Origin of the sequence: Acetobacterium sp. MES1 (genome assembly GCF_002237635.1) — a bacterium.
GTDB lineage: Bacteria > Bacillota > Clostridia > Eubacteriales > Eubacteriaceae > Acetobacterium > Acetobacterium wieringae.
The window spans coordinates 96,780-110,549 of the sequence record NZ_MJUY01000050.1 but is presented as its reverse complement, the minus strand read 5'-3'; the positions used below and the strand labels follow the sequence as shown (position 1 = coordinate 110,549).

Below are 13,770 nucleotides of genomic sequence, written 5' to 3'. Positions count from 1 at the left end.
AAAGAGAGGAGAAGCGCATGCAACTGATATTTTTGTCCCAGAGCCAGGCAATTCTACTGTGTTTTATTGTCTGGCCGGTGTTGATGGTCGCTGCTGCCCTGCTCTGCACCCGCCTGCCGGAGCGTTTTTTCGATTACTCGAGCTGGTTTTACCGGGCCCATCGCTGGGAAAAAGATGGGGCGATTTATCAAAAGTGGTTGAGGGTGCGGCACTGGAAAAAATACCTGCCCGATGGCGGGTCGCTGGTCAAGGGCGGTTTTGAAAAGAAGAAGCTGGCCAGTTTTGACAAAGAGCATCTCGACAGATACCTGCGGGAATCCTGTCGGGCGGAAATGATCCACTGGCTGGCGATTCTGCCTTTCTGGGTGTTCGGCTTTTTTACCCCGCCGATCGTCATTGTCTATATGCTGCTCTTCGCCCTGGCTGTCAATCTACCCTGTGTGATTGCCCAGCGCTATAATCGGCCCCGGATTGTCCGGATTGTGGTGCGGCGGGAAAACCAATGCGATCAAACGAAATAGTGGATGGGCTGTGGTTGACAATCAGGCCCAGAATCGGTTAGAATCGTGACAGCTATTCATTTAAAGACGAATCAGAAGCTGGGAATACGATATGAAAGGCAGGCGCAATGGAGCTGCAATATTATTTTGCCGATGATTTTTCGGCGTTTGAAGATTATTTCGCCGGGATTAAAAAAACGGTTCGACGCTACCTTAAAAACGAGCCGGTTAACGGCTTTGGCGAACCCCTCGATGAGATGTACTACATTACCTCCGGAACCATGTCGGGCTCCTTTATTCATGAATCCGGGAACGTCAAGACGTCATCGTTTTATGGTAAGGGTTATCTGGCGCCGCTGTATTTTCCGGGCGAGATTGAGATGATGCGGTCTTTTGCCTTTACGGCAGTCACCGATCTGGAAGTGTTTGTCTTTAATCGGATCGGCTTTGAGCGGTATGTTAATTCCAATCCGGATCTGAATATGGCGATGTATCGGGCTTATATCAAACTGGTCTCGCTCAATGGCCAGGAACTGGCCAACCAGTTATTTTCCACCGGCATGGAGAAGATCTGTAATTTTTTTTATATCTATTTAAAAAACACCAATGAGCATGATCAGCGGATTCCCTTTTCCCAGCAGGCGATTGCCGAATTCGTGGGACTCAACCGGGCCAATGTGGCCAAGTATTTAAAGATTCTCCGGGAGGAGCAGATCATTGATACCCGGCGAAACCAGATTTTTATTATAAACATGGAAAAATTGCGACAATTTTGCTCACAAACCATTTAGATAATCTTAAAAATATAAAAATTTACAAAAAAACCGCCCTTATGTCTTTTGCGAGACAGAAGGGCGGTTTAGATTTTGCTATGATGTCGATAGAGCTGTAAACCTTTAACGGTCAATCAGAAAAAATTACTTTTGCTTAAAAAAGCAGAAGGTAATGAGTAAACAGCAGCCGATTGGCCGTTTTATGAGGCGTCTGGTCATTTTAAATAAATTTACATGGAGGAACAAAATGAGTGATGTTTTAGCCTTGCAACAAAAACGCAGTCAACTGTACCGTGATTTCTATGCCAATACCATTCCCGAGCGGATGCCGATTGGGATCACCCTGCCCCAGCATCTGGTGGCCGAATATGGGGGTCAGAATCTGTTTGATTTTCAGTTTAACTATGCGCTTTTGGCCGATCCGGCCCGCGACCTGTGCAAAAAAATCTATTCGGATTCCTGTCCGGTGGCTCCGGCTAATTTTTTGCTGTCCCGGACGCCGTCGATGTATCAGCTCTATGGTTCCCAGTCCTTTGTGATGGGTAATGGCGGTTTTGTCCAACATCCGGAGGTGGTCGGGATGCTGGCTGATGAATACCCCCAGTTGATTGACAACCCCTTTGATTTTCTGGTTGAGACGGTGATTCCCAGACAGCATAAAAACCTCGATCCCAAGAATCCCCTGATCATGGCAACTGCCATTCAGATGGGCAAGCAGGCGCTTACAAATGACGAAATGGCCTTTCTGCCGACATTTTTTGAACTGATCCAGACTCATGGCTATTATCCCGGCAGTCCGCTTGGCTCCTTTAATTTTACCGAAGCCCCACTGGATTTTATTGCTGATCAGCTGCGCAGTTTTTCCGGCATCAGCATGGATGTCCGCCGACATAGAACTCAGCTTCAGGAAGCGGCTGACGCCGTGATGCCATTGCTCTTTCATTGGGGTCTGCCGGGGAATATTAATCCCCAGGGCTCGGTCTTTATTCCGCTTCACATGCCGACCTTTATGCGGGAAAAGGATTTTGTGGAAATCTACCTGCCGTCCTATCAAACGATGCTTAAGCAGTTTGCGGCGGTGGGGGCCCGTCCCAATATGTTCTGCGAACACGACTGGAGCCGTTATCTGGATATTCTAGAGTCAGAAATTCCGGCGGGTTGCCAGCTGGCTTTTGAATATGGAGATCCCCAGACCATTAAAGATAAGCTGGGTAAAAAATTCCTGCTGACTGGCTTATTCCCCAGTGCCGCATTAAAGACCGATACCCCGGCCCAGATTGTTGACCGGGCCAAGGCGTTTCTGGATATCATGCTGCCTGGCGGCGGTTATATTTTTGGTTTTGATAAAAACCCACTGACCTTAAAGGAAGTAAACCTCGACACCCTGGCGGCGCTGACCGAATTTATCCGGGATTACGCAACCTATAAAAACCCCGGGGATACTTTTGGTACACCGCTTAACAGTGAAGGTTTTGTTTTTGATGAAAACCAGGTACCAAAGCCGCAGTCACGATACCTGTTTGATTGGGACAGCTTTAAACAAAAATATCCGCTGACCCCGGATTTTGCCCGGGCCAATTTTGAACGGTTTAGCAAGGAAACCTTTGATTTTTACATGAATCTGCTGATATAATGGAGAAAACAGACAAAAAGGAGAAATGCAGTGATTATTATCGGAGAAAAAATTAACGGGAGCATTCCGGTGGTGAAGGCAGCCATCGAAAAACGGGATGCCGCTTTTATCGCTGATCGGGCCATCAAGCAGGCCGAAGCGGGAGCGGATTTTATTGATATATGTGCCAGCACTGCGCCGGAAGAGGAGATCGAAACGCTACAGTGGCTGATAGCGGTGGTGCAGGATGCCGTGGACACGCCGCTGTGTATTGACAGCCCCAATCCCCGGGCCATTGAAGCCGTCTTTAAAGATGCCAACAAACCGGGGATGATCAATTCGATTTCCGAAGAAGGAGACAAGTGCGAGATCCTGTTGCCTTTGCTGGCCGGAAATAGTTGGGAAGTGGTTGGCTTAACCTGTGACAACAAGGGAATTCCCTGTGATCTGGAAACCAAGCTGGCAATCACCGGCCGGATGGTGGAAAAGGCTGATAAACTGGGGATCACCCCGGATCGGATTCATATTGATCCCTGCGTGATGGCCCTGTCCACCGATAACAATGCCCTGGTCAACCTGGGCAACGAAATCCGGGCTATCAAGGCACTCTATCCGACTATCCACGTCACCGGGGCGATCAGTAATATTTCCTTTGGTTTACCGGTACGACCGCTGCTGAATAAAACGGCCATGGCCTTTGCCATGGAAGCGGGGATGGATTCGGCGGTGCTGGATCCGACAAATCGGGAAATGATGGGCACCATCTTCGCCACCTATGCCCTGATGGGACAGGATAAGCACTGTCGCAAATACAGCAAAGCCTATCGGGCCGGGATCATCGGGCCGGTGGGGCAATAAATAAACAATACCGGGTCGTGGCGAAGCGCCGCAATCCGGTATTTTTTTAACCTGACGATCAGCAAGCGGATTAAATTTATTGGATAAATGACTTAAAGTGTTATATAATAACCTTAATTTAAACTCGGCGGAAAACCTGTAATCGCAAAATGAGTGAGCTTTATTATCGTAACAGGGCTCGTGGCTCGTCGGTTAAAAAAAGAAACCGTCAAGCGCTGAAATTTTGCTGTTGATGGCAGAAGTCTCGGGGATTTCCGCAAGCTTTGAAAGGAGTTCTTATGCAAACCAGGGAAATAAAAAAACTACTTGCGATTCTTTGTATCGTCATCGTCGTTGCCGGGATTCTTGCCTATTTTGACCGGCCACCGACCCAATCGGAGGCAACCAACGATTTTAGTGATCTCAGCTGGACAGCAGCCTTTGAAGCGCTACACGAAACCCTCGCGCAGGAATATGCCTTCACAGAATGGAAGGGAATTGATTGGGATTCCCTTCATGCCACCTATGCACCCCAGATTGCCGCCGCCCAAAGCAGTCAGGATTTTAAAGGCTACTATTTGACGCTGCGGGCTTATCTCAATGAAATACCCGATGGCCATGTCCGGGTCAACAATCTTAAAGAAATTGATGATTTGTTTATTGGTGGCGGCTATGGGCTAGCACTTGCAAACAGCAGTGATCATAACATCATCATCAGTTGGGTTGATCCTGCGTCGCAGGCCTTTGCAGCCGGGCTGCGACCCGGTACAGAAGTGGTTTCCTGGAATGGTCAGCCGATCCGGACGGCGCTGGATCAAACCGAAACGCTGCTTTGTGGAACATCGGCCACCACCGAATATCTGAATCTGAAAAAGCTGGCCTATCTGGTTCGGGCTCCGATTGGCCAGCCGGTTGAGATCGGCTATCTGGGGGCTGATGAGGTAACCCTGGCAACGTTGGTTGCTTTTGATGATGGGGGCCAATCGCTTCGCAAAAACTATCCGGATGCAGTGGTTTCCAATAAACTTAGGGATATGTTTGTCGGGGTCGATAACCCGGATCCGGTGCCAACGGCGATGGTGGAAAGCCAAACGGTGGCTGATACGATCACTTATGTAAAAATTCAGGGAGAACTCGATGCTGATCTTCAGGAAACCGGAAAAACGCAGTCAACCCTGGAGCTGCTTCGTGATGCCATTGCTTCTGCCAAACAAAATGGCAGTCAGGGGCTGATTATCGATCTTAGGAATAATATTGGCGGACTGGATCAGATGGCGGTGGATATGCTGGGATTTTTTTATGATCAGCCAGCCTTTTATGAATACCAGAATCTCTATAATCCGGCAACAGGGGCATTTGAAATTCAAGAAAATGAAGACGGCAGTGTTGGTCTGACCATTGCGCCGACCCAACCGCATTATGGGGGAGCGGTGATTGTCCTGATCAATCCCAAGTGCGTCAGTTCCGGAGAAGGGCTGGCGATGGGGCTTCAGAAACTGCCCAATGTCAGAACGCTGGGTTTTTATGGCACCAATGGATCATTTGGCCTGGCTGGCGCTGAAGCCTTGATGCCCGGTTCACTGACGGTCCACTGGCCGTCGGGACAGTCGCTGGACGAACAGAAAAACATCCAGCTGGACAGTCGTAATGGCAGTGGCGGGGTTCGGCCGGATCTGGTCATCCCCATGACGGCGGAAAATGCCATCCGGATTGCCAATGGGGAAGATGTCGAGTTGGCTGAGGCCATCCAGCTACTGCAAAACTAAGACTACTATTTGTGGTCTGAGCTGATGGTCGCTTAAAACGTTGGGTCTAGCCCAACTGCACCTGGTTGCGACCGGCCTTCTTGGCGGCGTACATGGCGTCATCGGCCCGGGCAAGCAGGTCAATTAGGGTGCCCCGGCCCTGATAAACCGCCACCCCCAGACTGGCAGTGATGTGGGTCGGATTGGTAAAGGGGTGTCTGGCAATCTTTAACCGGATTTTTTCACCAAAAAGCAGGGCTCCGGTGGCATCGGTATCGGGCAGAATAAAAACGAATTCTTCGCCGCCCCAGCGCCCGACCCGATCCGTCTGGCGGATGTTGTCAAGCAGTACCGTCGACAACTCATTGAGGATCAGATCCCCGGCCTGATGGCCAAAACGATCATTGACCCACTTGAAATGATCGACATCCAGAAAGATGACGGCAAAGGTCGAATCCGTGCGGTTGGCCCGTTTATACTCATCCTCCAGCAGATCCTCGATCCGGGAACGATTGTAAAGCTGGGTCAGTTTGTCGGTTTGTGAAAGCCGGATGATTTCCTCCCGCAGCCGCACCTGCTCGGTGATATCCCGGGATACGCCCAGCAATCCTTTTAGCTGATCATGATCATCATAAACCCCGGTTAGAACCGTGTCGGTCCAGAAGGCCTGACCATTTTTGGTATATTGCATCTGTTCAAAACGAACCGAATCAAAGCGTTGGCCCCGGGCAATTGTCTGTCTGACCAGGGCCATGGTGCGTTCCATGACCTTTAAGGTTTCCGGCAAAAAATAGTTGATTTCAAGAAAATGATGGGTGACCTCGTCCACCGTGTAGCCGGTCATCCGCTCCACCGAAGGGCTGATATAGGTAAATTCACCATCGAGGTTGACGGTGCTGATAATATCGCTGGCGTTTTCAATCAGCAGCCGATGATGTTCTTCACTTTCCTTAAGCTTTTTCTTGAGGGCGATCAACTCATCCAGATCACAGATGTCGCCGGTATCCGTTTTTTGGGCCTCACTAACAAATGCCTGGATGTGTCCAAGCTTCCCAATCAGCAAAAGAAAATCGGGGTCATCGGCGTAACCGGCTGGCAGTGGTGGCTTTTTTCCATCCAGCAGGGCATTGAGATAAGCAATCAGGGCGTGGGTATCTTCCATAATAGTCTCCTTTATCGTCAGGGGAATTGCCAAAATAAAAACGCGGTGGCTGGCATTGATGTCAGTAGCTTTATACCCAATCGCCAAGTGAACATGCAAGGACTGGCACTTAAACTGGGGTTTGGCTTGAAAGGTAATGATAGCACATCCCGATAGAAAAAGCAGAATAAAAATTTGTCGGGCGTTTAAATAGTCGTTGTTATTTAGCCTGCTTGGGACTAGAATAAGATAAACGCATAAAGGAGGAGAAGGATGAAGGTAATTGTTTTTTTAGCACCAGGATTTGAGGAAGTGGAGGCGTTAACGGTTGTCGATTATTTGCGCCGCATCAGCTCGCTAAACGTTGAGATGATCAGCATTGCTGAGGGGCTGATGGTGACGGGCAGCCATCAGATTGAAGTCAGGGCCGACCGCCATATTGATGAGCTGAGTGACCTTGACAGTTATGAGGCCGTCGTGATTCCCGGCGGAATGCCCGGGGCGGCCAACTTAAGAGATGACCCGCGGGTGATTGGCGTGGTCAGAGCGATGGATGAGGCCGGGAAAGTAGTGGCCGCCATCTGTGCCGGGCCGATTGTGTTGGCCCAGGCGGGGATCATCACTGGGAAAAAAGTGACCTCCTATCCCGGCTTTGAAGATGCGTTTCCGGATTCTAGCTACCAGCAGGCGGCGGTGGTACGGGACGGCCGCATCATTACGTCCCGGGGGCCGGGAAAAGCAGTGGACTTTGCCCTGGAACTGGTAACGGTTCTAGCTGGGGCGGAAGCGGCCGAAACCTTGCGTAAAAATATTCTCTATGACCGGAAGTAAAAACCCAACGTCGGATTAACTGACCGCCTTAAAAATAACTTAAAAGGCTTTACAGAAGTATTGACAGATAAAGAAAAAGATGGTATAAAATAACCATAGTTAGCACTCACTAAGTGAGAGTGCTAACAAAATACAATGTAAAGGAGTAGTTATGATGACAGCACTGATTCCGTTTAACAGAAAAAGAAATGATTTGATGAATACCGGTTTTAATGATTTCCAGAATATGCTTGACGACTTTTTTGCAGAAGGTTGGCCGATGCGAAGAAGCTTAGCGGGTGACACCTTTAAAATTGACCTCCAGGACAATGAAAAAGAGTATATTGTTGAGGCCGAGCTCCCCGGCTTCCAGAAAAATGAAATCAGTCTATCCCTGGAAGAGGGTCGACTTCAGATAGCCGTCAAGAAGGAAGAAACAAAAGAAGAAACGGATAAAAACTATGTTCATCGGGAACGAAAATTCACGGCCATGACCCGCAACGTCTTTCTGGCCGATGCGGCCTCGGACGACATCAAAGCCAAGCTGACTGATGGGGTTCTGACCATCACGGTGCCCAAGCAGGCCAAGCCGGAGTTGACCAAACAAATTGAAATTGAATAAAGCAAGAAACGCCCTATTTGCAGCAGATAGCCCGCAAATAGGGCGTTTTTAAAGTTTTTATTTATTAGTATTTCGGATATAGGCGGTATTCTTACCAGCCCCAGTTTTAATAATATATCCTTCTTTTAATAAAGATGCCAACGCAACCTCAACTGTTGATGTACTAATATCGGGGCATTTTTCTAAAATTACTCGCTTTGACAGCTTTTGAAGGGTGTCATCAAATAGTTTTCTTATCCGTTCTTGTTTGGTTAGGCTTCGATCCTGAAACAATTCAACACGGGTCGAAAACTCTTTGTAAGCCCTCAAGATGACTTCAAGGTAATACTTAACAAAGGTAAAATAGCGGTTGTTTTCTTCCTGCCATCCAATTGAGCTGTCATATAACACCTCATAATAGGTTTCTTTGGTATTTTCGATAATCATTTCAATACTCAAATATTTCCCGACAATATATCCGGAGCGATATAAGATCAGTAAGGTCAGCAACCGGCTCAATCGCCCGTTTCCATCATTAAAAGGGTGGATGCAAAGAAAATCCAGTACAAACATTGGAATTAACAGCAACGGATCATACTTATCAGCGTTCACTGCTTCAATAAAAGTCGTCGTTAAACGATCGACTGCGTCAGGTGTTTCAAATGCAGAAAGCGGTTGAAATCTTACCTTACGTTTCCCGCTTGCATCGGTTTCAGCAATAATGTTATCTGAATTTTTAAATTTTCCACCACTTAAAGACGGACTGAAGTGATATAAGTCTCGATGTAATTGTAAGATAACATTTGTGTTTGGGGTAATGTGATCGTAGTTTTCGTGAATCAAACTTAACACTTCCCGATAACCGGCAATTTCACGCTCTGATCGGTTTTGTGGCTCAGCCTTTAGTTTTACCAGCGCATCCAAACGTTCATCGGATGTAAAAATACCTTCGATTCGGTTTGAAGCACCAGTACTTTGAATCTTTGCAATTTCCAGCATGGACTCAAGGATATCGGGCTTCGCTTCAATGAACAACTCCTGCTTTCCCTTATATTCATGAATTGCCGAGATTAAGTTCATTAACTCATAATGCATTAACTCATCAGGGAGTTTTGTATAATCAAACTTACGCATTTTCGATTCCTTTCTGCCTAATAGATTCTCTTTCTGCACAATATTATCAACTAATTGTGCAGAAGTCAATCCTCTTAGGTAGAATAATCGAAACGAGCATTAACATATTGATTTATAAGTTAGGCACGTGGGCAAGAAACGCCCTATTTGCAGCAGATAGCCCGCAAATAGGGCGTTTTTATTGGTGTGATTCTAACCACTAAGGTTGACAAGAATGGTTAGAATCGGTTAGAATGGTGGCAAGAATAAAAGGGGAGTTGATGAGAGAATGCTAATTGAGAGCGAAACAACTGAATTTAAACAAAGCTATGTTGACGAGATAAAAAAAACAATCGTCGCATTTGCCAATACCAATGGTGGTATTTTGTATCTCGGGATTAACGACGACGGCTCCATCACAGGGGTAATAGATGCTGATGAAATCATGTTAAAAGCATCAAATGCTATTCGAGATGCCATCAAGCCAGACGTCACCATATTTGTCAAAACCGAACTGGTGGTCATGGAAGATAAACCCATCGTCAAGATCACGGTTCAAAAGGGAACGGCTTGTCCTTATTATTTATCGGGTAAAGGAATCCGTCCGGAAGGTGTTTATGTCAGACTAGGTGCTTCATCCGTTCCGGCAACAGAAACGGCGATCATTAAAATGATAAAAGAAACCGATGGCGAGCGCTTTGAGACGGCCCGTTCCCTCAATCAGGATTTGACTTTTAAGGAGGCTGCCAAAGAATTTGAAAAGCGGAGCGTACCCTTTGGCGAAAATCAGTTCAAGAGCTTGAAAATGATGAGTGCCGATGGCATCTTCACTAACTTGGGAATGCTTCTGTCGGATCAGTGCAGTCACACAATTAAAATGGCCGTTTTTCAGGGGACTGATAAATCAGTGTTTAGAGATCGGCGGGAACTCACCGGTTCGCTGCTTAAACAACTAAACGATGCCTATGATTTTATTGATCTCTATAATGGAACCCGCGCCGAAATTGTTGGTTTGTATCGCTCCGATAAACGAAATTTTCCACCGGAAGCCGTTCGGGAAGCTTTACTCAATGCCCTGGTTCATCGGGATTACGGATACAGTGCCGGCACCCTGATCAGCATTTTTGATGATCATCTGGAGTTTGTCTCGGTGGGCGGATTGGTTCGGGGAATCACTTTTGAAGACATGATGTTGGGGATTTCAATGACCCGGAACGAAAATCTGGCCAGTATCTTTTATCGTCTGGCGCTGATTGAAGCTTATGGGACGGGGGTACCAAAAATTCTTAAAGCTTATCAAGGGGAACGGATTCAACCCAAAATTGAAGTGACCGAAAACGCCTTCAAAATAACCCTGCCCAATCGCAATGAAATGCCCGGGAATGAAACGATGATGGGGATCGAAGCTGAAATTCTGACGCTTTTAAGAAAACAACCCGAGCTCACCCGGCGTGAGGTTGAAACCACCCTGGAGCTGAGCCAAACAGCTGCAGGCCGGTACCTGAAAAAGCTGGTCACAAACGGCCTGCTGGAAGCCGTAGGCAAGGGCAAAAATACCCGTTATCGGTTGCGAAAGCCAAGTTAAGCAGCTACACCACAAAAAAACGATCAGGCCAATGCCAGCAGGGAATCTTAAAGCTTAGGCGTGTCTGTCACCCGGCCGAGTTTTCTTGACTTTTTATCCCCAATAAAATACAATATTAAGTACAGAATAAAGTCCTTAAGGAGGAAAGATCATGTTAGCCATCAATTATACCACCATGAGAAACAAGATGAAATCTTATTTTGACAAGGTAACCGATGACTGTGAAACCATCATTGTCACCCGAAAAGGCGAAAAAAATGTCGTTCTGATCAGTCTTGATGAATATAATAATTTAATTGAAAATGCTTATATTACCAGTAATAAAGCCTATTATGATCGTCTGATCGAAAGTAAAGAGCAAATTGAACAGGGGAAAACGATCGAATTAAAAGCGTGTGACATGAACGATGAATAAATTGTTTTCAGAGAATGCCTGGGAGGAGTATCTGTACTGGCACAATCAAGATAAAAAGATCCTCAAAAAAATTCATGAACTGATTCGGGATATTGAGCGCAATGGCTACACCGGCATTGGGAAACCCGAAGCCCTCCGGCACGAGCTCTCCGGCTATTGGAGCCGAAGAATCTCGGAAAGCGAGCGACTCATTTACAAAATCCAGGGTGATACCATTTATATCATCGGTTGCAAGAGTCATTATGGGGATCGTTAAGGGTAAAGCAGCTACACAAGGAAATAAACGATCAACCAATACCAGAATAAAAGTCGCATCAGAAACATCACCAAAACAGTGATTTGTTATGATTATTGAAGAAATAAATAATTTTCTTTTGAAAGGGTGTAAATATGACAGATATCGAGAAGCGTGCAGCAGCGAAAAAATTTGCCGAAATTTGGAAAGATCAGGGTTACGAAAAAGGCCAGAGCCAACCGTTCTGGATCTCCTTGCTCCGAGATGTTATGGGGGTCAAAAATCCGGAACAGTTTATCATTTTTGAAGACCAGGTGGTGCTGGACCATACCAGTTTCATCGATGGGATCATTCCCGAAACCCATGTGTTAATTGAGCAAAAAGGCATTAATAAAGATTTGCGCAAGGCCATCAAACAATCCGACGGCACCATGCTCAGTCCCTTTCAGCAGGCTAAACGCTACTCGGCCGACCTGCCTTATTCCAAACGGCCACGCTGGATTGTCACCTGTAATTTCAAAGCCTTTCTGATCTATTTCAATCACACAAGGTGAAACCGCGACGGCTTTATGGTCAAAACTGGATTGTAAAATAAATTTTGCCTATCGCACTTTTAACAGGGCGATCCGGCTGTCGCTGAGATGATGACTGAATGCTAAAAATAAGTGATTCGGGCTGGAAACCAATTGCCAAAGTCAGCAGTTATAACTAATACGTAACCTCTGATCTAAGGGCATACCAGCATTATAAAAAAAGCTAACCCAGTACCGATAATTGTTATATCATGTTGTGCGCATACAACAGATTAACAATTGGTCGGTACGGTATGCTTATCAACACCCCGGAAACGCCCACGGGCGTTTCTTTACTATTTTTTGCGTTAACCACGCCGCCATCAACCGTTAACCCCATTTATCAAGCATCTGTCCCCCCAGCCGGTTGAGATAAGTGTTCAACTGCGCAATTTGAGTTAAGAATTCATGGCAAGAAACAGAAATACTTTCAGTAAGATATTAATTATTGCATGATTAAAAACAAATTAGACTTGAATTTACTTAACACTCATAATGTTGGTATCAATAATAATCGACCGATTTGTCGCCAAGCGCAACGGTCGCAACCAGGTGGTCTGTTACGAGGCCCTGGATCAGGACACCCTCGATTTGGACGAGTACAACCGCTGCGCCGACGCTTAAATGAGTAGGAGCCACCTTAGCTAAACAGTTTTTCTTGACAGACTTGTCCAGATGGGGTTAAATAATCAGTAACTAAGAAAACAAGGAGGCTTGACATGGGAAGAATCTCAGGTAAACCACTATCACCACCAACCGTCTCATCGCAGAAGTAGCGTTGAGACGATCAAAAGACCATGTTCTCCAATGGCTGATTCTGCGATTGCTATAATTATTGGTGTTAGCATCATAAATCTTTGCATAAGTATTTATAGAAAGCGAGAACAGTCGTGAAATCAAAATTAATGTTTATTCTGGCGATGGTCATCTTCGGAACCATCGGCATTTTTGTGCGGTTTATCAATCTGGAATCCAGTGAAATCGCCATGCTCAGAGGACTGATTGGCAGTCTTTTTCTATTGCTGATCAGCCTTATCCGGCGTGAAAAAATGGCACTTTCCAGCGTCCGTGAAAACCTCTTGCCCTTGGTGTTTTCAGGCGCTGTCCTGGCTGGCAATTGGATCTTTTTGTTTGAAGCGATCAAGCATACCACCATTGCCAATGCCACCTTGAGTTATTACATGGCACCCGTCTTTGTCATCGGTCTGTCACCATTGGTGCTGAAGGAAAAGATCATCCCCCGCAAGGTTGTTTGTCTGGGGGCGGCCCTGGTCGGGATGTTGCTGATCTTAAAAGGCAGCAGCCAGAGCGGCGCAGCAGGTAATGATCTGCTGGGCATTGCCTGGGGGATTGCCGCGGCGGCCTGTTATGCCAGCCTGATGCTGACCAATAAGTTTATTAAAAAGATGAACGGCATGGCCACCACCTTGCTGCAGCTGGCCATCGCCACGGTGGTGTTATTTTGCTATGTGAGTCTAAACGGCGGCATCGCTTTTTCCGGCCTCACCGCGGTGTCGGTGACCGCCGTGCTGGCGTTGGGCCTGGTGCATACCGGGCTGGGCTTTTTTCTCTTCTTTACCGGCATGAAAGGGCTTAATGGTCAGAGCATCGCCACCCTCAGTTATATCGACCCGATCACCGCGCTACTGGCGTCATTTTTGGTTTTTGGCGAAGCCATGAATGGGGTCCAGATGCTGGGAGCCGCGCTGCTACTGGGGGCCACCTTCCTGGGCGAACATAAAACCGCCAAGCCGCCGGAACTAGTCGGCGACGAGCAGATGTAGTTAACAATTAATCTTTTACCAGAAACGTCATTCAGTTTAGTGAATGG

14 protein-coding genes and 1 pseudogene are annotated in these 13,770 nt (G+C 46.9%); 13 read left to right on the top strand and 2 right to left on the bottom strand.

Annotated features, from left to right (window positions below; all coding sequences use genetic code 11):
- Nucleotides 1–17: 17 nt before the first annotated feature.
- From BI182_RS13910 to BI182_RS13890, 5 genes are all read left to right on the top strand, one after another.
- A complete protein-coding gene (locus BI182_RS13910) occupies nt 18–521 on the top strand; it encodes a glycosyl-4,4'-diaponeurosporenoate acyltransferase CrtO family protein (protein ID WP_286808724.1) in 504 nt (167 codons plus the stop codon).
- 107 nt (nt 522–628) lie between these two features.
- Nucleotides 629–1,291, top strand: a complete 663-nt coding sequence (locus BI182_RS13905) for a Crp/Fnr family transcriptional regulator (RefSeq protein ID WP_228880626.1) — start codon at nt 629–631, stop codon at nt 1,289–1,291.
- A 229-nt stretch (nt 1,292–1,520) separates the two neighbouring features.
- Nucleotides 1,521–2,906, top strand: a complete 1,386-nt coding sequence (locus BI182_RS13900; RefSeq protein WP_286808723.1) for a uroporphyrinogen decarboxylase/cobalamine-independent methonine synthase family protein — start codon at nt 1,521–1,523, stop codon at nt 2,904–2,906.
- Nucleotides 2,907–2,936: 30 nt separating this feature from the next.
- Nucleotides 2,937–3,743, top strand: coding sequence for a methyltetrahydrofolate cobalamin methyltransferase (locus BI182_RS13895; protein WP_286808721.1), 807 nt, complete (start codon nt 2,937–2,939; stop codon nt 3,741–3,743).
- Nucleotides 3,744–4,021: 278 nt separating this feature from the next.
- Nucleotides 4,022–5,488: a S41 family peptidase gene (locus BI182_RS13890; protein ID WP_286808719.1), complete on the top strand. Its 1,467-nt coding sequence runs from the start codon at nt 4,022–4,024 to the stop codon at nt 5,486–5,488.
- A gap of 46 nt (nt 5,489–5,534) precedes the next feature.
- Here BI182_RS13890 and BI182_RS13885 read toward each other — a convergent pair whose 3' ends face one another.
- Complete coding sequence (locus tag BI182_RS13885) at nt 5,535–6,629, bottom strand: sensor domain-containing diguanylate cyclase (protein ID WP_286808718.1); 1,095 nt, start codon at nt 6,627–6,629, stop codon at nt 5,535–5,537.
- A 252-nt stretch (nt 6,630–6,881) separates the two neighbouring features.
- On the opposite strand from BI182_RS13885, the gene BI182_RS13880 reads away from it, so the two are divergent.
- Together BI182_RS13880 and BI182_RS13875 are read left to right on the top strand one after the other, a co-directional pair.
- Complete coding sequence (locus tag BI182_RS13880; RefSeq protein WP_286808717.1) at nt 6,882–7,439, top strand: DJ-1 family glyoxalase III; 558 nt, start codon at nt 6,882–6,884, stop codon at nt 7,437–7,439.
- Between the two features lie 151 nt (nt 7,440–7,590).
- On the top strand, nt 7,591–8,040 hold the full coding sequence (locus BI182_RS13875; protein ID WP_228880641.1) for an Hsp20/alpha crystallin family protein: 450 nt from the start codon (nt 7,591–7,593) through the stop codon (nt 8,038–8,040).
- A 57-nt stretch (nt 8,041–8,097) separates the two neighbouring features.
- Here the strand turns inward: BI182_RS13875 and BI182_RS13870 are convergent, their stop codons facing one another.
- Nucleotides 8,098–9,153: a Fic family protein gene (locus tag BI182_RS13870; RefSeq protein WP_286808715.1), complete on the bottom strand. Its 1,056-nt coding sequence runs from the start codon at nt 9,151–9,153 to the stop codon at nt 8,098–8,100.
- A 268-nt stretch (nt 9,154–9,421) separates the two neighbouring features.
- Between BI182_RS13870 and BI182_RS13865 the strand changes: the two genes are divergently transcribed.
- The 6 genes and pseudogenes from BI182_RS13865 (at nt 9,422) to BI182_RS13840 (ending at nt 13,723) form a co-directional block, all read left to right on the top strand.
- Complete coding sequence (locus tag BI182_RS13865) at nt 9,422–10,717, top strand: RNA-binding domain-containing protein (RefSeq protein ID WP_286808713.1); 1,296 nt, start codon at nt 9,422–9,424, stop codon at nt 10,715–10,717.
- A 151-nt stretch (nt 10,718–10,868) separates the two neighbouring features.
- Nucleotides 10,869–11,132, top strand: a complete 264-nt coding sequence (locus BI182_RS13860; RefSeq protein ID WP_286808711.1) for a type II toxin-antitoxin system Phd/YefM family antitoxin — start codon at nt 10,869–10,871, stop codon at nt 11,130–11,132.
- Nucleotides 11,125–11,388: a Txe/YoeB family addiction module toxin gene (locus BI182_RS13855; protein ID WP_286808709.1), complete on the top strand. Its 264-nt coding sequence runs from the start codon at nt 11,125–11,127 to the stop codon at nt 11,386–11,388. Before BI182_RS13860 ends, BI182_RS13855 begins: the two co-directional genes overlap by 8 nt.
- A 134-nt stretch (nt 11,389–11,522) precedes the next feature.
- Nucleotides 11,523–11,903: pseudogene (locus BI182_RS13850) on the top strand (type IIL restriction-modification enzyme MmeI); the annotation flags it as partial.
- Between the two features lie 531 nt (nt 11,904–12,434).
- Nucleotides 12,435–12,563, top strand: coding sequence for a hypothetical protein (locus BI182_RS13845; protein ID WP_286808706.1), 129 nt, complete (start codon nt 12,435–12,437; stop codon nt 12,561–12,563).
- Nucleotides 12,564–12,829: 266 nt separating this feature from the next.
- The gene (locus BI182_RS13840; protein WP_286808705.1) at nt 12,830–13,723 is read left to right on the top strand and encodes a DMT family transporter; all 894 of its coding nucleotides are present in this window, start codon (nt 12,830–12,832) and stop codon (nt 13,721–13,723) included.
- Nucleotides 13,724–13,770 lie beyond the last annotated feature (47 nt).

Coding starts and splice junctions, on each gene's coding strand:
- BI182_RS13910 (WP_286808724.1), top strand. CDS start 18: ATGCAACTGATATTTTTGTCCCAGAGCCAGGCAATTCTACTGTGTTTT.
- BI182_RS13905 (WP_228880626.1), top strand. CDS start 629: ATGGAGCTGCAATATTATTTTGCCGATGATTTTTCGGCGTTTGAAGAT.
- BI182_RS13900 (WP_286808723.1), top strand. CDS start 1,521: ATGAGTGATGTTTTAGCCTTGCAACAAAAACGCAGTCAACTGTACCGT.
- BI182_RS13890 (WP_286808719.1), top strand. CDS start 4,022: ATGCAAACCAGGGAAATAAAAAAACTACTTGCGATTCTTTGTATCGTC.
- BI182_RS13885 (WP_286808718.1), bottom strand. CDS start 6,629: ATGGAAGATACCCACGCCCTGATTGCTTATCTCAATGCCCTGCTGGAT.
- BI182_RS13880 (WP_286808717.1), top strand. CDS start 6,882: ATGAAGGTAATTGTTTTTTTAGCACCAGGATTTGAGGAAGTGGAGGCG.
- BI182_RS13875 (WP_228880641.1), top strand. CDS start 7,591: ATGATGACAGCACTGATTCCGTTTAACAGAAAAAGAAATGATTTGATG.
- BI182_RS13870 (WP_286808715.1), bottom strand. CDS start 9,153: ATGCGTAAGTTTGATTATACAAAACTCCCTGATGAGTTAATGCATTAT.
- BI182_RS13865 (WP_286808713.1), top strand. CDS start 9,422: ATGCTAATTGAGAGCGAAACAACTGAATTTAAACAAAGCTATGTTGAC.
- BI182_RS13860 (WP_286808711.1), top strand. CDS start 10,869: ATGTTAGCCATCAATTATACCACCATGAGAAACAAGATGAAATCTTAT.
- BI182_RS13855 (WP_286808709.1), top strand. CDS start 11,125: ATGAATAAATTGTTTTCAGAGAATGCCTGGGAGGAGTATCTGTACTGG.
- BI182_RS13845 (WP_286808706.1), top strand. CDS start 12,435: ATGTTGGTATCAATAATAATCGACCGATTTGTCGCCAAGCGCAACGGT.